This is a genomic window from Pseudomonas sp. PVC-5-1, from assembly GCF_057444345.1.
The window spans coordinates 4,257,687-4,278,795 of sequence record NZ_CM172024.1 but is presented as its reverse complement, the minus strand read 5'-3'; the positions used below and the strand labels follow the sequence as shown (position 1 = coordinate 4,278,795).

Annotated in this window: 2 protein-coding genes; both read left to right on the top strand. The window is 65.8% G+C overall.

The window, feature by feature from the left end:
• Complete coding sequence (locus AC2T3R_RS19575; RefSeq protein ID WP_486744138.1) at positions 1-12,327, top strand: non-ribosomal peptide synthetase; 12,327 nt, start codon at positions 1-3, stop codon at positions 12,325-12,327.
• A 28-nt stretch (positions 12,328-12,355) separates the two neighbouring features.
• Complete coding sequence (locus tag AC2T3R_RS19570) at positions 12,356-20,908, top strand: amino acid adenylation domain-containing protein (protein ID WP_486745295.1); 8,553 nt, start codon at positions 12,356-12,358, stop codon at positions 20,906-20,908.
• The last annotated feature ends 201 nt before the right edge of the window (positions 20,909-21,109 follow it).

Below are 21,109 nucleotides of genomic sequence, written 5' to 3'. Positions count from 1 at the left end.
ATGGAACTCACTGCCGCACAACGTATCGCCCAACGTTTCGTTGGCCTCCCTGTGGAGCAACGCCAGCAGATCCTGGAAAAGATGCAGGCCACCGGCCAGAGCTTCCGCCTGCTGCCCATCGTGCCCGCGCGCCAGGGCCTGGCGCGTATTCCGCTGTCGTACGCCCAGCAACGCCTGCTGTTTCTCTGGCAACTGGAGCCTGACAGCCCGGCCTACAACGTACCGATGGCGGTACGCCTGAAGGGCGCGCTGGACCAGGCAGTGCTGCAGCAGGCGCTGGATGCGCTGGTGCAACGCCACGAATCGCTGCGCACGCGCTTTGCCTCGGAGGAGGGCGAGTTCTACCAGGAAATCCTCGAGCACTGCCCGCTGGCGCTGGAATTGCTGATGCTCGACGGTGCCGCCGATGAGACAGCGCTGAGCGTGGCCGTGGACGCCGCCCTCAAGCAGCCCTTCGACCTGCTGAGCGGCCCGCTGCTGCGGGTGACCCTGCTGCGCGTGGCCGCCGATCACCACGTGCTGGCGCTGAGCATGCACCACATCATCTCCGACGGCTGGTCCAGCGATGTGCTGGTGCAGGAATTCATCCAGCTGTACAGCGCCCTGGCCGAAGGCCGGCAGGCCGAGTTGCCGGTGTTGCCGATCCAGTACGCCGACTACGCCATCTGGCAGCGCGCCTGGCTCGAGGCCGGTGAAGCGCAGCGCCAACTGGCCTACTGGCAGGCCCAGTTGGGCGGCGAGCAGCCGGTGCTGAGCCTGCCGCTGGACTTCGAGCGCCCGGCCACGCCCAGCCAGCGTGGCGCGGTGGTGCGTGTGGACATCGGCGCCGAACAGGCCGAGGCCCTGCGCAGCCAGGCGCGCAAGGGTGGCCACACGTTGTTCGTGCTGGTACTGGCGGCCATGGCGGTGGTGCTGTCGCGCTACAGCGGCCAGGCCGACATCCGCATCGGCGCCCCGAACGCCGGGCGCAACCGCAAGGAGCTGGAAGGCCTGATCGGCTTCTTCATCAACACCCAGGTGCTGCGCGTGCAGGTGGACGAGCGGGCCACCTTCGCCGCACTGCTGGAGCAGGTCAAAGACGTGATCGGCGGCGCCCAGTCGCACCAGGAGCTGCCGTTCGAGCACCTGGTCGATGCCTTGCTGCCCGAGCGCAACCTGGCCCACAACCCGCTGTTCCAGTTCAAGATCAACCAGCACGTGGCCGCCAGCGATGCAGGGCGCAAGCGCCTGGGCGCGCTGGAGGTGGAAGGCTTTGCCCGTGACGGCGGCGATGCCCGCTTCGACCTGGCGTTCGACTTCTCGGACAAGGCCGACGGCATCGAAGGCTATTTCACCTACGCCACCGACCTGTTCGAGCAGGCCACCATCGAACGCATGGCCGCTTCGCTGCGCCAGGTGCTGGATGCGCTGATCCGCGACCCGCAGCAGGCGATCGTCGACAGCCCGCAAGTGGCGACGCTGCTGCCGGCGGCCACGCAGGCCTACCCGCACGGCAACTTCCTCGCTTTGTGGCGCCAGGCAATGGCGCAAGGCCAGGCCCACGGCGGTGTGCGTGCCGGTGACCGGTTCATGACCCAGGCCGGGCTGGAGGCGGCGTCCAACCGCCTGGCCGACTACCTGCGCCAGCACGGCGTCGGTGCCGGCAGCATCGTCGCCCTGTGCCTGCCGCGCTCCATCGAGTGGGTCGGCGCCTTGCTCGCGGTGCTCAAGACCGGCGCCGCCTACCTGCCGCTGGACACCCAGCAACCGCAGGAGCGCCTGCAACAACTGATTGCCGACAGTGGCGCCGCCATACTGCTGCATGAGCCGGGCGACCAGCGCTTCGCCGGCCTGGACGGCGTGCAGCGGATTGCCTGCGATCACACCGCCTGGGCAACCTGCAGTGACAGCCCGGTCGAGGTGACCATTGCCGCCGAGCAACCGGCCTATCTGATCTACACCTCGGGCTCGACCGGCCAGCCGAAAGGCGTGGTGGTCAGCCACGGGGCGCTGGCCAGCTACACCCAGGCGGTGCTGGAGCGCCTGCAACTGCCGGCCGCGGCGAGCATGGCGATGGTGTCCACCACCGCGGCCGACCTGGGCCACACCGTGCTGTTCGGTGCCTTGGCCTCGGGCCGCCTGCTGCACTTGTTGCCACAGGAACTGGCGTTCGACCCGGATGGCTTCGCCAGCTACATGGCGCAGCACCAGGTTGGCGTGCTCAAGCTGGTGCCGAGCCACCTGCAAGGTTTGCTGCAAGCGGCCCGCGCCGCCGATGTGCTGCCCGCCGAGGCATTGATCCTGGGCGGTGAGGCATGCAGCTGGGGCCTGTTGGAAAAAATCCGCGAACTGCGCCCGGCCTGCCGGGTCATCAACCACTACGGCCCGACCGAAACCACTGTCGGCGTGCTCACCTTCGAGCCGGGGCTGCCGCTGCCAGGTTGCCGCACGGTGCCGGTCGGGCGCCCGCTGGGCAACGCCTGCGCCCAGGTGCTGGATGGCTACCTCAACCCGTTGGCGGCGCAGGTGCCCGGTGAGCTTTACCTAGGCGGGCAGGGTGTCGCCCAGGGCTACCTGGGCCAGCCCGCATTGACCGCCGAACGCTTCGTGCCGACCGAGGGTGGTGCCCGCCTGTACCGCACCGGCGACCGCGCGCGGCTGACTGCCGATGGCCTGGTCGAGTTCATCGGCCGTGCCGACGACCAGGTGAAGATTCGCGGCTATCGCGTGGAGCCAGGTGAAGTCGGCCGGGTGCTGGCCGGCCTGCCAGGTGTCAACGAGGCCGTGGTACTGGCCTTGCCATTGGAGGGCGATGCCGAGCGCTTGCAGCTGGTGGCCTACGGGGTGGCCGACGCAGGCGTGACCGTGCAGCAACTGCAGGCGCAATTGCAGGCACGCCTGCCGGACTACATGGTGCCGGCGCACATACTGCTGCTGGAGCGCCTGCCGCTGACCGCCAACGGCAAGCTCGACAAGCGCGCCTTGCCGGCACCGGGCGCGGTCAGCCGTGGCTATGTGGCGCCGCAAGGCGATATCGAGGAGAAGCTGGCTGCAGTGTGGGCCGATGTGCTCAAGCTGGAGCAGGTCGGCAGCACCGACAACTTCTTCGAACTGGGCGGCGACTCGATCCTCAGCCTGCAGATCATCGCCCGGGCCAAACGCCAGGGCATCCGGATCACCCCCAAGCAGCTGTTCGAACAACAAACCATCGCCCAGCTGGCCCAGGTAGCCAAGCGCATCGAGGCCAAGCAAGCGGTTGCGGCCGCAGCCATGGACACCGCCACCAGCGGCGAGTTGGCATTGCTGCCGGCCCAGGCGCGTTTCTTCGAGATGGAGATCGCCCAGCCGGCGCATTGGAACCAGTCGGTGCTGCTCAAGCCGGCCAGCCCGGTGCAGGTGCAACACCTGGAGGCAGCCCTGCGCGCCGTGGTCGAGCAGCATGATGCCCTGCGCCTGCGCTTCAGCCGTGGCGAAAGCCAGTGGCAGGCGCGCTTCCAGCCGCTGGACAATGCACCACTGCTGCGCCAGCGCATCCTGGCAGCACTGAGTGAACTGGACGCCGCCGGCAACGAGGTGCAGGCCAGCCTGAACCTGGAGCACGGGCCACTGCTGCGTGCCGAACTGTTCGACTTCGCCGATGGGCTGCAGCGCCTGCTGCTGGTGGTCCATCACCTGGTGGTCGACGGCGTATCGTGGCGGGTGTTGCTGGAAGACCTGCAAGCGGCCTACCGGCAATTGCTGAACGGCCAGGCCGTGAGCCTGCCCGCCAAGACCACCTCGGTGAAGGCCTGGGCCGAGCGCCTGGCCAGCCATGCCGGCAGCCCCGCATTGCAAGCACAGCACGACTACTGGCTGCAGGCGCTGGCCGGCGACCACGCCGAACTACCGCGTGACAACCCGCAGGGCAGCCTGGCCAACACCCATGCCCGTACCGCCGCCACACGGCTGGATGCCGAGCGCACCGCCAAGCTGCTGAAACAGGCCCCGGCGGCCTACCGTACGCAGATCAACGACCTGCTGCTGACCGCGCTGGCGCGCACCCTGTGCCAGTGGAGCGCACAGGACAACGTGCAGGTACTGCTGGAGGGCCATGGCCGCGAAGACCTGTTCGAAGACCTCGACCTCAGCCGCACCGTGGGCTGGTTCACCAGCCTGTTCCCGGTGCGCCTCACACCCGGCCAGGAGCTTGGCCAGTCGATCAAGGCAATCAAGGAGCAACTGCGCGGCGTGCCGGACAAAGGCCTCGGCTACGGCCTGCTGCGTTACTTCGGCGATGCTGAAGTGCGTGACCAGCTCGAGCGTGCCGCCCAGGCTCGTGTCACCTTCAACTACCTGGGCCAGTTCGATGCCAGCTTCGATGCCGAGGCCGGCGCCCTGTTCACCCCGAGCGGGGAAAGCGCAGGCCGTACCCAATGTGCCGGCGCGCAGCTGGGCAACTGGTTGAGCATCACCGGCCAGGTGTACGGCGGCGAGCTGTTCCTGGAGTGGACCTACAGCGCCGACGTTCATCACCCGGCCACCATCGAGAAGCTGGCCCAGGCCTACGGGCAGGCCTTGGCAGAGCTGGTCGAGCACTGCTGCGATGCGCGGCACCAGGGCATGACGCCGTCGGACTTCCCGCTGGCCGCGCTGACCCAGGCGCAACTGGACAGCCTGCCGCTGGAGGCCGGGCAGATCGCCGATGTGTACCCGCTGTCCCCCATGCAGCAGGGCATGTTGTTCCACACCCTTTACGACCAGCAGGCCGGCAACTACATCAACCAGCTGCGCGTGGATGTGGAGGGGCTGGATGTGCAGCGGTTCCGCCAGGCCTGGCAGGCCACGCTCGATGCCCACGACATCCTGCGCAGCGGTTTCATCCTGCAAGGCGAACTGGAGCAAGCCGTACAGGTGGTTCGCAAGGCCGTCGAACTGCCATGCAGCGAGCATGACTGGCGTGGCCAGCCGGCGTTGGAGCAGGCATTGCAGGCCCTGGCCGAGGGTGAACGCCAGCGCGGTTTCGACCTTGCTGCCGCGCCGCTGCTGCGCCTGGTACTGGTACGCACGGGCGATACCCGCCACCACCTGATCTACACCAACCACCACATCCTGATGGACGGCTGGAGCACCTCGCGCCTGTTGGGCGAAGTGCTCCAGCGCTATGCCGGCCTGGCGCCGCAGGCCCAGGCCACGCACTACCGCGACTACATCGCCTGGCTGCAGGGCCAGGATGCGGCCGTTGCCGAAGCCTTCTGGAAAGCCCAGCTTGCCGCCCTGGACGAGCCGACCCGCCTGGCCCAGGCCATCGCCGGCAGTGCAGGCACAAGCGGTAGCGGTCATGGCGACCACCGCCTGGCCTTCGACACTGAGCAGACTACGCGCATCGAAGCCTTCGCCCGGGCCAACCGGGTCACGGTCAACACCTTAGTGCAATCAGCCTGGCTGCTGTTGTTGCAACGCTGCACCGGCCAGGCCAGCGTGTGCTTCGGCGCCACTGTCGCCGGCCGCCCGGCAGACCTGCCGGGGGTGGAGGAGCAGATCGGCCTGTTCATCAACACCTTGCCGGTGATCGGCACCCCGCGTGCCGAGCAGACCGTGGCCGAGTGGATCGGCCAGGTGCAGGCCGGCAACCTGGCCGTGCGCGAGTTCGAGCACACCCCGCTGTACGATGTGCAGCGCTGGGCGGGGCAGGGCGGTGACGCCTTGTTCGACAGCATCCTGGTGTTCGAGAACTACCCGGTGGCCGAGGCGCTGCAACAGGGCGCGCCCGGTGGCCTGCGCTTCGGCGACGTGGCCGTGCAGGAGCAGACCAACTACCCGCTGACCCTGGTGGTGGAACTGGGCACCACGCTGTCGATGCAGTACAGCCATGATCGTGCGCTGTGGAGCGACGAAAGCATTGGCCGCCTGGCTGGCTACTTTGCCAACCTGCTGCAGGCGCTGGTGGAGAATGCTGACGCGGTGATTGGCGAGCTGCCAATGCTGGGGCTGCCAGAACAGCGACAGATGGTCGAAGGCTGGAACGAAACCCAGGCGACCTACCCGGACGAGCGCAGCATTCACCAGCTGATCGAAGCCCAGGTGTTCGCCACCCCGGATGCCCCGGCGCTGGCCTTTGGCGAGCAGACCCTGAGCTATGCCGAGCTCAACCGCCGTAGCAACCAGCTGGCGCACAAGCTGCGCGAGCAGGGCGTGGGACCGGATGTGCTGGTGGGCATCGCCATGGAGCGCAGCCTGGAGATGGTCATCGGTTTGCTCGGCATCGTGAAGGCCGGCGGCGCTTATGTGCCGCTGGACCCGGAATATCCCCAGGACCGTCTGAGCTACATGTTCGAGGACAGCGGCATCGCCTTGCTGCTGACCCAGTCGCACCTGCATGAAGCCCTGCCGATCCCGGCCGGCCTGCGCAGCCTGGACCTGGACACCGAGAATTTCGACGGCTACAGCGATGCCAACCCGAACATCGACGTGGCCCCGCTGAACCTCGCCTACGTGATCTACACCTCCGGCTCCACCGGTCGCCCGAAAGGTGCTGGCAACAGCCATCAGGCGCTGGTCAACCGCCTGTGCTGGATGCAGAAGGCCTACGGGCTGGACGCCAGCGACAGCGTGCTGCAGAAAACCCCGTTCAGCTTCGACGTGTCGGTGTGGGAGTTCTTCTGGCCGCTGATGACCGGCGCACGCCTGGTCATGGCCCAGCCCGGCGCGCACCGCGACCCGCAGCTGCTGGTCGAAACCATCAACCACCACGGCATCAGCACGCTGCACTTCGTGCCGTCGATGCTGCAGGCGTTCATGACCCACGAAGCGGTCGAAAGCTGCGTCAGCCTCAAGCGCGTGGTGTGCAGCGGTGAAGCGTTGCCGGCCGAACTGGCCCGCCAAACCCTGCAACGCCTGCCGGCGGCGGGCCTGTACAACCTGTACGGCCCGACCGAGGCGGCGATCGACGTGACCCACTGGACCTGCCAGCCGGACGAAAGCATCAGCGTGCCGATCGGCCAGCCGATCGACAACCTCAAGACCCACATCCTCGAAGGCAGCCTGCAACCGGCGGTGCGCGGCAGTGCCGGCGAGCTGTACCTCGGTGGTGTCGGCCTGGCCCGTGGTTACCACCAACGCCCGGCGCTGACCGCCGAACGCTTCGTGCCGGACCCGTTCAGCGACAATGGCGGGCGCCTGTACCGCACCGGCGACCTGGCGCGCTACCGCGCCGATGGGGTGATCGACTACGCCGGGCGCATCGACCACCAGGTGAAGATCCGCGGCCTGCGCATCGAGCTGGGCGAGATCGAGGCGCGTCTATTGGAGCTGCCGAGTGTGCAGGAAGCCGTGGTGCTGGCCCAGGACGGGCCAAGCGGCAAGCAGCTGGTGGGCTATGTGGTGCCCGCCGACAGCACGCAAGACGAAGGCGCATTGCGCGACAGCCTGCGCGAGGCGCTCAAGGCCGGCTTGCCGGATTACATGGTGCCGGCGCACCTGCTGCTGCTCGGCAAGCTGCCGGTGACGCCGAACGGCAAGCTGGACCGCAAGGCCCTGCCGCAGCCGGATGCCAGCCAGTTGCAGGGCGAGTACGTTGCGCCGCGGAGCGATCTGGAACAGCAGATCGCGGCGATCTGGGCGGATGTGCTGAAGCTGGAGAAGGTCGGCCTGACCGATAACTTCTTCGAACTGGGCGGCGATTCGATCATCTCGTTGCAGGTGGTCAGCCGTGCGCGCCAGGTGGATATCCAGTTCACGCCCAAGGACCTGTTCGAGGCCCAGACGGTGCAGGCATTGGCCCGGCTCGCCAACCGCGGCGGCAGTGTATCGATCGATCAGGGTGCGGTAACGGGCGTGACGCCGCTCACGCCGATCCAGCACTGGTTCTTCGAGCAGCCCGTTGTCGTGCGCCATCACTGGAACCAGTCGGTGCTGCTCACGCCCGGCGAAACGCTGGCCCCGGCGACGCTCGATGCGGCATTGCAGGCATTGCTCGAACATCACGATGCCCTGCGTTTGCGCGTGTTCGGCCATGGGGTGGGCTGGCAGGCTGAATTTGCTGATGCGGGCTACTCCCAGTTGCTGTGGCATCGCGATTTCGCCAGCGTCGAGCAGTTGCAGCAAGCCGCCACTGAAGCCCAGCGCAGCCTTGACCTCGAGCACGGGCCGTTGATGCGTGCCATGCTCGCTGCGCTGCCTGACGGTAGCCAGCGACTGCTTTTGGTCATCCATCACCTGGCGGTAGACGGTGTGTCGTGGCGTGTGCTGCTGGAAGACCTGCAGCAGGCCTACCAGACCCTGGCTGCCGGGCAGCCACTGCAGCTTCCGGCCAAGACCACTTCGTACAAAGCCTGGGCCGAGCGTTTGCAAACCTATGCCGCCGCGCCCGCATTGCAGCAGCAACTGGGCTACTGGCAGGGGCAGTTGCAAGGGGCCAGCGAAATGCTGCCCTGCGACAACCCGCAAGGCAGCCGGCAACTGAAGCATGCGGCTTCGGTCAGCACGCGCCTCGACGTGGCAAGCACCCGACGGCTGTTGCAGGATTGCTCGGTGGCTTATCGCACGCAGATCATGGACCTGCTGCTGACGGCCCTGGCGCAAGCAGTTGGCCGCTGGAGCGGCCAGCCCGAAGTGCTGGTGCGCCTGGAAGGGCATGGCCGTGAAGACCTGTTCGCGGGTATCGACCTGACGCGTACGGTGGGCTGGTTCACCAGCCTGTACCCGGTAAAGCTGAGCCCGCAGGCAGACCTGGCAAGTTCGATCAAGACCATCAAGGAACAGCTGCGCGCCGTGCCTGACAAAGGCCTGGGCTATGGCGTGCTGCGCTACCTCGGTGATGCCGCGAGCCGCGAGGCCCTTGCAGCATTGCCTGAAGGCCAGATCGTCTTCAACTACCTCGGGCAGTTCGACGGCAGCTTCGATGGCGAAGCAGGTCTGTTCACCCCCGCCAAGGAGAACGATGGCGCCAGGCAGGATGCCGAAGCACCGTTGGCCAGCCTGTTGACCGTCAACGGTCAGGTATATGGCGGCGAGCTACGCCTGGAGTGGACCTTCAGCCAGGACATTCATCGCCGCGAAACCATCGAGCTGCTGGCCCAGGCTTACCAGCAGGCCTTGGCTGAAATAATCGAGCATTGCTGTGAGGGTGGACATCGCGGCCTGACCCCGTCCGACTTCCCGTTGGCCGACCTGACCCAGGCGCAGCTCGACCAGCTGCCGGTTGCCGTGGCGCAGATCGCCGACGTCTACCCGCTGTCGCCGATGCAGCAGGGCATGCTGTTCCACAGCATCTACGAGCAAGGCAGCGGCAACTACATCAACCAGATGCGCGTGGATGTGGATGGCCTGGATGTACAAGCCTTCCGGCAGGCCTGGGATGCTGCCTTGCAGGCCCACGACATCCTGCGCAGCAGCTTCATCTGGCAGGGGGACCTGGGCCAGGCGGTGCAGGTCGTGCGCAAGCAGGTGACACTGCCGTTCAGCGAATATGACTGGCGTGCCGAGGATGAGCTGGCGCGGGCGCTGGACAGCCTGGCGGATGCCGACCGGCAGCGTGGCTTCGACCTGGTCGAGGCACCCTTGTTGCGCCTGGTGCTGGTGCGTACGGCGCAGGCACGTCACCACCTGATCTTCACCTGCCATCACATCCTGATGGATGGCTGGAGCACCTCGCAGTTGCTGGGTGAGGTGTTGCAGCGTCATGCCGGTAAACCTGTGGTGGCAGCGGCGGGCAGCTACCGTGACTACATCGCCTGGTTGCAGCGCCAGGATGGGGCGGCGGCAGAGCGGTTCTGGCAGGGCCAGATGGCCAGCTTCAACGAGCCGACGCGCCTGGCCCAGGCCGTGCGCAAAGGTGAGCCTGATGGCCATGGCCATCACGTTCATCACCAGGCATTCGATGCAGGGCGTACCGAGCGGGTTGAAGCCTTTGCCCGTGCCCAGCGTGTCACCGTCAACACCTTGGTACAGGCTACCTGGCTGTTGCTGTTGCAGCGCTATACCGGGCAGTCGTCGGTCTGCTTCGGGGCCACGGTCGCCGGCCGGCCAGCGGAGCTGGCGGGCGTGGAGGCGCAGATTGGCTTGTTCATCAACACCCTGCCGGTGGTTGGTACACCGCAAGGCGAACAGAGCGTCGCGCAATGGATCGGGCAGGTGCAGGCCAGCAACCTGGCCATGCGTGAATACGAACATACGCCGCTGTACGATGTGCAGCGCTGGGCCGGGCTTGGCGGTGAAGCCCTGTTCGACAGCCTGGTGGTGTTCGAAAGTTACCCGGTGTCCGAGGCCCTTCGGCAGGGTGCACCGAGTGGCTTGCAGTTTGGCCCAGTGCAGGTGCGCGAGCAGACCAACTATCCGCTGACCGTGCTGGTGAGCCTTGGCGACAGCCTGGCTATCCAGTACCGGCATGACCGTGCGCACTGGAGCAGCGAGGCGATCGAGCAGTTGGCCCATCACTTCGGTACGCTGCTTGACGCCCTGGTGAGTGACCCGTGTGCTGCACTCGGCGACCTGGCGCTGCTCGATACCGCGCAGCATCAGCGTATCGTGCAGGAATGGAACCGCACGGCGGCCAGTTACCCGGCCGACCGCTGTATCCATCAGCTGTTCGAGGCGCAGGTGGTTTCTGCGCCAGGTGCAGTGGCACTTATCCACGGCGAGCAGACGCTCACGTATGCCGCGCTCAATGTACGGGCCAACCAACTGGCCCACAAACTGCGCGAGGCTGGCGTGGGCCCGGAGGTGCTGGTAGGTGTCGCCATGGAGCGTGGCCTGGACATGGTGGTCGCGCTGATGGCCATTCTCAAGGCGGGCGGCGCCTACGTGCCGCTCGACCCTGGCTACCCGCAGGACCGCCTGGTGTACATGCTCGAAGACAGCCAGTCGATCCTGCTGCTGTCGCAGTCGCACCTGCTGGAGCGTGTGCCGGCCAGCTTCCAGGCGCGCACGCTGCTGGTGGACCAATTGCTGCTCGACGGCTACGAAGCGGCCGACCCGGTGTGCGTGAGCACGCCGGACAACCTGGCGTACTGCATCTACACCTCAGGCTCCACCGGCAAACCCAAGGGCGTCCAGATCGAGCATCGCAATGCCGTGGCAATGATCGGCTGGGCGCAGTCGGTGTACAGCCAGCAGGACCTGTGCGGCGTGTTGGCGTCCACATCGATCTGTTTCGACCTGTCGGTCTGGGAGCTGTTCGTGACCCTGGGCTCGGGTGGTTATGCGGTACTGGCGGCCAATGCCCTGGAGCTGCCGCACCTGCCGGCCAAAGACCAGGTACGCCTGGTCAACACGGTGCCATCGGCCATCAAGGTGCTGCATGAAACCGGCCAGCTGCCGTCCGGTGTACGCATCATCAACCTGGCGGGGGAGGCCCTCAAGCAGGGGCTGGTCGACGCGCTGTACGGCACTGGCCATGTGCTCAAGGTGTACGACCTGTACGGGCCTTCGGAGGACACCACCTACTCGACCTTCACCCTGCGCACCCAAGGTGGCCAGGCCAATATCGGCCGGCCGCTTTCCAACAGTGCCGTGTACCTGTTGAGCGAGGCCGGAACGCCGCTGCCGGTAGGGGTGGTGGGGGAGCTATACATGGCGGGTGCGGGCCTGGCGCGTGGTTACCTGGCGCGCCCTGGGCTTACCGCCGAACGCTTCATCCCCGACCCGTTCGGTGGGCAGGGTGGCCGGCTGTATCGCACCGGCGACCTGGCGCGCTATGACGCCGACGGGGTCATCGAATATGCCGGGCGTATCGACCATCAGGTGAAGATTCGCGGCTTCCGTATCGAACTCGGCGAGATCGAGGCGCGCCTGCAACAACAGGACGCAGTCCGCGAAGCCGTGGTACTGGCACTGGATGCGCCGGGCGGCAAGCAACTGCTGGGCTACGTGGTGCCAGCCGATGCAGCGTCGGTTGCCAGCGAGGAAGCCCGGGCGGCGTTGCTTGACACCCTGCGCGCCAGACTGAAGGCCAGCCTGCCGGACTACATGGTGCCCGCGCACCTGTTGCTGTTGGAACGCCTGCCACTGACACCGAACGGCAAGCTGGACCGCAAGGCCTTGCCACAGCCTGACGGCAACCCGCGCCGGGCGGCCCATGTGGCGCCGGAAACGGAGCTGGAGCGGCGGATCGCAGCGGTATGGGCTGAAGTTCTTGGCCTGGAAAACGTATCTCTTACCGACAACTTCTTCGAGCTGGGGGGCCACTCCTTGCTGGCAACCCAGGCGGTAGCACGACTGCAGATCGAACTGGGTACGAACCTGCCACTCGCGTTGTTGTTCCAGACAGAGAACCTGCAGGCCTTTGCACAAGAGGTCGGTAGTCTCGGTACCCGAAACGACGGAGACCTGGATGAGCTCCAGGACTTCATGGCAGAGCTCGAGGCGGTTTGAGATGCACACGGACAACAGAAACGCAGACCTGGTTTATCGCTTTATCCGTCTGCCCCTGGCGCAGCAGAAGCTGTTTCTCGAAAAGCTGGCGTCCAAGGGCGTCACGCTCGCACAACTGCCCATCCCGGTGGCCAGGCACGATGTCGAACGCCCTGTGCTGTCCTATGCCCAGCAACGCCAGTGGTTTCTCTGGCAGCTGGAGCCCACCGGCTCGGCCTACAACATTCCGACCGCGCTGCGGTTCAGGGGGCAGCTCGACCTGGCAGCCCTGCAGCGCAGCTTCGCGACGCTGATCCAGCGTCATGAAGCCCTGCGCACGACCATTGCCGAGGAAGATGGCCAGCTGATGCAGGTCATCCACCCGAACCAGCCTTTCCAGCTGGCCTGCCAGGCCTTGGGGGCCGTGGAGGAGCAGGTTCTGCGGGCGCAGGTCGCGCTTGAGGTCCAGCAGCCGTTCGATCTGGTCCATGGGCCGCTGCTGCGGGTAAAACTGCTGGAACTGGCGCAGGACGAGCACGTGCTGGTGCTCACCTTGCACCATATCGTCGCCGATGGCTGGTCGATGCCCTTGCTCATCGATGAGTTGGTGCAGCTTTATGAGGGCTATAGCCAAGGTCGGGAGGTGGCGCTGGCCGAACTGCCGATCCAGTACGCCGATTATGCGATCTGGCAGCGTGCCTGGATGGACGCTGGCGAGCGTGAGCGTCAGCTGGCGTACTGGATGGCGCAGCTGGGCGACGACCACCCGGTGCTGGAACTGACCACCGACAGGCCACGCCCGGCGCTGCAAAGCTACCGCGGTGAGCGGATCGACGTTGACCTGGGCGAAGCGTTGAGCCAGTCACTCAAACAGCTGGCGCAGCACCAGGGGGCGACACCCTTCATGCTGCTGCTGGCGAGTTTCCAGGTATTGTTGCACCGCTACTCCGGGCAGGCCGATGTGCGCGTGGGCGTGCCCATCGCCAACCGTAACCGCGTAGAGACCGAGCGGCTGATCGGCTTTTTCGTCAATACCCAGGTGATGCGTGCCGAGTTCGATACGCAGCTGACCTTCACCGAGCTGTTGGCGCAAGTGCGGCAACGAGCCTTGGGCGCGCAGGTGCATCAGGACCTGCCATTCGAACAGCTGGTCGATGCCTTGCAGCCTGAACGCAGCCTGAGCCACAGCCCGTTGTTCCAGGTGATGTACAACCACCAGACCCGGGGCAAGGGCGAGCGCCGCAGCTTGCCCGGCCTGGAGGTCGAGAGCCTGCAATGGAACGTGCACGCGGCGCAGTTCGACCTCACGCTGGACAGCTTCGAACATGAGTTGGGCATCAGCGCCACGCTGACCTTTGCAACCGACCTGTTCGATGCCTCGACCATACAGCAGATGGCGCGGCACTGGCTGAACCTGCTACAGGGCATCGTCGGCAACCCAGGCCAGCGAGTGGCTGAGCTGCCATTGCTGGATGACGGGGAGCGGCAGCAGATCGTGCATGGCTGGAATGCCACGCAAACCGATTACCCAGGCGAAGCCAGCATCCACCAGCTGGTCGAAGCCCAGGTGTTCGCCACCCCGGATGCCCCGGCGCTGGCCTTTGGCGAGCAGACCCTGAGCTATGCCGAGCTCAACCGCCGTAGCAACCAGCTGGCGCACAAGCTGCGCGAGCAGGGCGTGGGACCGGATGTGCTGGTGGGCATCGCCATGGAGCGCAGCCTGGAGATGGTCATCGGTTTGCTCGGCATCGTGAAGGCCGGCGGCGCTTATGTGCCGCTGGACCCGGAATATCCCCAGGACCGTCTGAGCTACATGTTCGAGGACAGCGGCATCGCCTTGCTGCTGACCCAGTCGCACCTGCATGAAGCCCTGCCGATCCCGGCCGGCCTGCGCAGCCTGGACCTGGACACCGAGAATTTCGACGGCTACAGCGATGCCAACCCGAACATCGACGTGGCCCCGCTGAACCTCGCCTACGTGATCTACACCTCCGGCTCCACCGGTCGCCCGAAAGGTGCTGGCAACAGCCATCAGGCGCTGGTCAACCGCCTGTGCTGGATGCAGAAGGCCTACGGGCTGGACGCCAGCGACAGCGTGCTGCAGAAAACCCCGTTCAGCTTCGACGTGTCGGTGTGGGAGTTCTTCTGGCCGCTGATGACCGGCGCACGCCTGGTCATGGCCCAGCCCGGCGCGCACCGCGACCCGCAGCTGCTGGTCGAAACCATCAACCACCACGGCATCAGCACGCTGCACTTCGTGCCGTCGATGCTGCAGGCGTTCATGACCCACGAAGCGGTCGAAAGCTGCGTCAGCCTCAAGCGCGTGGTGTGCAGCGGTGAAGCGTTGCCGGCCGAACTGGCCCGCCAAACCCTGCAACGCCTGCCGGCGGCGGGCCTGTACAACCTGTACGGCCCGACCGAGGCGGCGATCGACGTGACCCACTGGACCTGCCAGCCGGACGAAAGCATCAGCGTGCCGATCGGCCAGCCGATCGACAACCTCAAGACCCACATCCTCGAAGGCAGCCTGCAACCGGCGGTGCGCGGCAGTGCCGGCGAGCTGTACCTCGGTGGTGTCGGCCTGGCCCGTGGTTACCACCAACGCCCGGCGCTGACCGCCGAACGCTTCGTGCCGGACCCGTTCAGCGACAATGGCGGGCGCCTGTACCGCACCGGCGACCTGGCGCGCTACCGCGCCGATGGGGTGATCGACTACGCCGGGCGCATCGACCACCAGGTGAAGATCCGCGGCCTGCGCATCGAGCTGGGCGAGATCGAGGCGCGTCTATTGGAGCTGCCGAGTGTGCAGGAAGCCGTGGTGCTGGCCCAGGACGGGCCAAGCGGCAAGCAGCTGGTGGGCTATGTGGTGCCCGCCGACAGCACGCAAGACGAAGGCGCATTGCGCGACAGCCTGCGCGAGGCGCTCAAGGCCGGCTTGCCGGATTACATGGTGCCGGCGCACCTGCTGCTGCTCGGCAAGCTGCCGGTGACGCCGAACGGCAAGCTGGACCGCAAGGCCCTGCCGCAGCCGGATGCCAGCCAGTTGCAGGGCGAGTACGTTGCGCCGCGGAGCGATCTGGAACAGCAGATCGCGGCGATCTGGGCGGATGTGCTGAAGCTGGAGAAGGTCGGCCTGACCGATAACTTCTTCGAACTGGGCGGCGATTCGATCATCTCGTTGCAGGTGGTCAGCCGTGCGCGCCAGGTGGATATCCAGTTCACGCCCAAGGAGTTGCTGCAGCATCAGACCGTGCAGGGGCTGGCCTCGGTTGCCCGGCGCAGCGAAGCACAAGCGCTGGAGCAGGGCGTGGTCACCGGGCCTCTGCCACTTGTTCCGGTGCAGCACTGGTTCTTCGAGCAAGCGCTTGTAGCACGTGACCACTGGAACCAGTCGGTGTTGCTCGAGCCCGGTGAGGCACTGGATGCGCAGCTGTTGAGCATGGCGCTGGGCAACCTGCATGCCCATCACGACCTGCTGCGGCTCAATGCCTGGCAGAGTGCCGGGCGCTGGCAGGCCACGATCGGCGCGCCGGTATCGACCGAGCTGCTGTGGGTACGCGAATGCGTTGATGCCGAGGCGCTGGAACGCTTGGCCGATCAGGCCCAGCGCAGCCTGAATCTGGCTCAAGGGCCATTGTTGCGCGCCGTGCTGGCAACGCTGGCAGACGGCAGCCAGCGGCTGCTGCTGGTCATTCATCATCTGGTGGTCGATGGCGTGTCATGGCGGATCCTGCTGGAAGACCTGCAACAGGCCTACCAGGCGCTTGCCCTCGGCCAGCCGTTGAAGTTGCCGGCCAAGACCAGCGCGTTCAAGGTCTGGGCCGAACAGCTGCAGGCCTATGCCAGCAGCCAGGCACTGCAACATGAACTGCACTACTGGCGTGATCAACTGCAAGGCGCCAGCGATGCTTTGCCTTGCAATCATCCCCAGGGCGAAAACCTGCAGAAGCATGCAACGTCGGTCAGCACTCGCCTGGACCCGCTCTGGACCCGCAAGCTGTTGCAGCAGGCACCGGCAGCCTATCGCACGCAGATCAACGACCTGTTGTTGACGGCATTGGCCCGTGTGGTCAGCCGTTGGACCGCGCAGCCGCAGGTACTGGTGCGCCTGGAAGGCCATGGCCGCGAGGAACTGTTCGACGGTATCGACCTGAGCCGCACGGTGGGTTGGTTCACCAGCATGTACCCGGTCAACCTCAGCCCTCAGCCCGAGCTGGCCAGTTCGATCAAGACCATCAAGGAGCAACTGCGCGCGGTGCCCCACAAGGGTCTTGGCTATGGTGTGCTGCGTTACCTGGGGGCTGGTGAAGCTCGGCAGACGTTGGCGGCGCTGGCCCAGGGGGCGATCATCTTCAACTACCTGGGGCAGTTCGATGGCAGCTTCGACCAGCAGGCGAGCCTGTTCAGACCGGCCAGCGAGAATGCCGGGCTGAACCAGGATGAGGATGCGCCATTGAGCAGCCTGCTGGCGCTCAATGGCCAGGTGTACGGCGGCGAGCTGACACTGGGCTGGACGTTCAGCCGTGAAGTCTTCGATACCTCGACCATCCAGCAACTGGCCGATGCCTATGCAGAAGAACTCAAGGCCTTGATCAACCATTGCTGCCAGGATGACACCCAAGGCCTCACGCCATCGGACTTCCCCTTGGCCCGTCTGAACCAGGCGCAACTGGACGACCTGCCGGTACCTGCTGCTCAGATTGCCGATATCTACCCGCTGTCGCCGATGCAACAGGGCATGCTGTTCCATACCCTGCAGGAGAGCGACGCCGCGCTGTACATCAACCAGACTGCGGTCGATGTGCACGGCCTGGACATAGACCGCTTCGTCGCGGCCTGGAACCAGGTGATCGCCAGCCACGACATCCTGCGCACGGTCTTCCTGTCATCGGCCCGGTGGGCGGAGCCCTTGCAGGTGGTTCAGCGTCAGGCCAGCCTGCCGCTGCGCGTGCTCGACTGGCGTGGGCGTGAGGTGACCAGCGACGCCTTGCAGGCGCTGGCAGCCGAAGAGGCCGCCGAAGGCTTCGACCTGGCGTGTGCCCCCCTGATGCGCCTGACACTGGTTCGAGTGGATGAGCAACGCCTGCACCTGATCTGGTCGCGCCACCACATCCTCATGGATGGCTGGAGCAATTCACGGTTGCTGGGCGAGGTGTTGCAGGTTTATCACGGCCGGCCCGCCAGCCATGCGGGGGGGCGCTTCGGTGACTACATCCGTTGGCTCGCCGAGCAGCCGATGGGCAAGCTGGAGCAGTTCTGGAGCGAGAAGCTGCGTGCCCTGGAGGGGCCGACGCTGTTGGCCGACAGTGTTGCACCGCAAGCGGACGGCAAGCTTGTCGGGCACCATGCGCTGTACCTGCATTGGGATGCGCAGCGCACGCAACACCTGCGTGACCAGGCCCGGCGCCTGAGGGTTACGCCCAATACCCTGGTCCAGGCCACCTGGCTGTTGCTGCTGCAACGCTACACCGGCCAGGCCAGCGTGTGCTTCGGCGCCACAGTGGCCGGGCGCCCCAGCAGCCTGGCCGGTGCAGGCGAGATGCTGGGGCTGTTCATCAACACGCTACCGGTGGTGCAGGCGCCGCAACCCCAGCACATTGTCAGCGACTGGCTGCACCAGCTGCAGCACTACAACCTGGAGCTGCGCGACCACGAGCATGCAGCGCTGGCCGATGTGCAACGCTGGGCCGGGCGGCCAGGGCAAGCGCTGTTCGACAGCATTGTGGTGTTCGAGAACTACCCGGTTGACGACCGCCTGCGCGAGGGCGGCGGCGGAACGTTGCGCTTTGGCGAAGTACGTAACCGCGACGTCACCAACTATGCCATGGACCTGGCCGTGCAATTGGGCGAAACCTTTTCGGTTGAGTTCCTGTACCTGCGCAACCGCTTTACCGAAGCCGCTGTCGAGTGCCTGCGCGGCAGTTTCGAAAGCCTGCTGAGCGCCATGCTGGACAATCCCCAGGCCACGCTGGGCAGCCTGGGCATGCTGACGCCGGCGCAGGCCAGGCACGCCGACCTGCGCAACCAGCTTGCGGCACCTGGGCGCGAGCAGCCGCTGCTCGCCGAGCTTGTCGCCGGGCATGCCCGTGAGCGTGGCGAGGCCCTGGCGGTAGTCTGCGGCGGCCAACAGTTGACCTATGGCCAGCTGGACGCGCGCGCCAACCGCCTTGCCCACCACCTGATCGCGCAGGGCGTGCGCCCGGAAAGCTGCGTGGGTATTGCCCTGGAGCGGTCGGTGGAGGTGATCGTGGCCTTCCTGGCGGTGATGAAGACCGGCGCAGCTTATGTGCCACTGGATATCGACTACCCACAAGAGCGTCTGCAGTGGATCGTCGAGGACTCGGCAATGCACCTGCTGGTCACCAGCAGTGGCTTGCGCCAGTGCTTTACCCAGGTAGCGCGGTGCGTCGAGCTCGACCAGCAAGCGCTGGACCATCTGCCTGCTACTGCACCTGAACAGCGCGCGTGTGCGGATAACCTGGCTTATCTGATCTACACGTCTGGTTCTACCGGCAAGCCCAAAGGTGTGGCGGTGAGCCACGGCCAGATTCGCATGCACTGCCAGGCCATCGCCGGGCTGTACGAGATGGACCTGCAGACCCGCGAGCTGCTGTTCATGTCGTTCGCCTTCGACGGGGCCCAGGAGCGCTGGCTGTCGACGTTGTCCTCGGGTGGTTGCCTGGTGGTGCGTGACAACCGGCTATGGACGGCAGAAGAAACCTGGCAGACCTTGCATGCCCAGCGTATCGATATCGCCTGCTTCCCGCCGGCCTACCTGCAACAGTTGGCCGAATTCGCCGATAGCCAGCAGCAGCCCGCGCCAGCGGTGCGGGTGTACTGCTTTGGCGGTGATGCGGTACCGGACGCCCTGTTCGAGCACGTCAAGCGCACGCTGCGTCCACGCTGGTTGACCAACGGCTATGGGCCGACGGAAACCGTGGTTACGCCTCTGCTGTGGAAAGTGCCGGTGCAACGAACCTGTGAGGCTGTGTACGCGCCGATCGGCGACCGTGTGGGCGAACGCACGCTGCACGTACTGGACCCGCACCTCAACCCGCTGCCCGATGGTGTGGCCGGTGAGCTTTACATCGGCGGAGAGGGCGTGGCGCGTGGCTATCACCAGCGGGCCGCACTCACGGCCGAGCGCTTCGTGGCCGACCCGTTTGCCCCGGGTGGCCGCCTGTACCGCACCGGTGACCGGGTGCGTCGCCGCGCCGATGGCGTCATCGACTTCCTTGGGCGCCTGGACAACCAGCTGAAGATTCGCGGATTCCGCATCGAACCGGGAGAAATCGAGGCACGCCTGCGCAACCTGGTTGGCGTGCGCGATGCCGTGGTGGTGGCGCGTGACATCAGCACGGGCAAGCAACTGATCGGTTACGTGGTGACGGACAATGCCGATACCCGCGCCGAGCAATTACGTGATGCCCTGCGCGCCGACCTGCCGGATCACATGGTGCCGGCACAGCTTGTACTGATGCCGGCGCTGCCGCTCACCCCCAATGGCAAGATCGACCGCAATGGCTTGCCGGCACCCGAGTTTGCCACAGGCCGGGCATGGGTTGCCCCGCGTAATGCAATCGAGCAGGCGCTGGCAGCGATCTGGCAGGAAGTGCTGGAAGTCGAGCAGGTCGGTGTTGATGACAACTTCTTCGAACTGGGTGGTGACTCGCTGCGCGTGCTGAAGATGCTGTCCAAGGTCCGTGCCCGTGAGGATTTGCCGATCGAACTGAAACTGCGTGATGTGATTGCCCGGCCGACCATCGCCGAGTTGTCGGGTTATGCCCCCGACGATGCCAGCCTGGACCCGCTGTTGTTGCTGAACAGTCGAGTGAGCGCGAGTGCACCGCTGTTCTGCCTGCATGCCGGGTTTGGCACGGTGTTCGATTACGAGCCATTGGCGCGCCGGCTGGAAGGCCGTTGCACGGTTTATGGCCTGCAATGCCGGATGCTGCTGGATCACGCCTGGGTGGATGATTCGCTGGAAGCGATGGCTATCGATTACGCACAGTACATTCGCCAGAAGCAACCCGAAGGCCCTTATCAGCTGGCAGGTTGGTCGCTGGGCGGCACCCTGGCGGTGTTGGTGGCCAAGGAGTTGGAAAGCCAGGGGCAGCGGGTTGCGGTGCTGGCCTTGGTGGACAGCTTCGTGCCCTCGGCCAGGCAAGCCGTGCAGGAAAGTGACTGGAGCGCTGACCTGCGTGGCTTCCTGGCGGTGATTCTCGGGGTTTCGGCCGATGCACTGGTGCTGCCGGTCGTGCCGGTCGGCAGTACTCAGGATGCCCTGGAGCGCGTGATCGAAACGGCACGGGCCGCACAGGCTGTACAGTCGGCCTATGCCGAAATCGGCAACGCTGATCTGGCGCAGACCTTTGTCGTGGCCATGAAACTCAAGGCGCTTTCGCGTCAATTGCGCCAGCTACCGTCTACCGAGGCAGCGGCAAGTTGCTGGTGGGCGGGGGAGGGCGCGCACGCGGGTGGCATCTCGGGTAGCTGCCAGGACATTGCTGTTGATGCCGGGCACTATGACATCCTTGAGCAGGTGGATGTCCTTGAGGGGGTGATTGCCAGGCTGTTGCTGGCAGATACGATCAGCCAGTAAACCTGCTCACTCTTTGCAGGAGCGGCCTTGTGTCGCGAAAGGGCCGCAACGCGGCCCCAGGGGCTCAGCAGTGATGCAGGAATTGCCGGGGCTGCCTTGCAGCCCTTTCGCGACACAAGGCCGCTCCTACAACGGACCGCGTACCGAAGCGAAGACCATGCAGGCATGAAAAAGGCGACCTCCAGGGTCGCCTTTTTTCGT

Coding starts and splice junctions, on each gene's coding strand:
- AC2T3R_RS19575 (WP_486744138.1), top strand. CDS start 1: ATGGAACTCACTGCCGCACAACGTATCGCCCAACGTTTCGTTGGCCTC.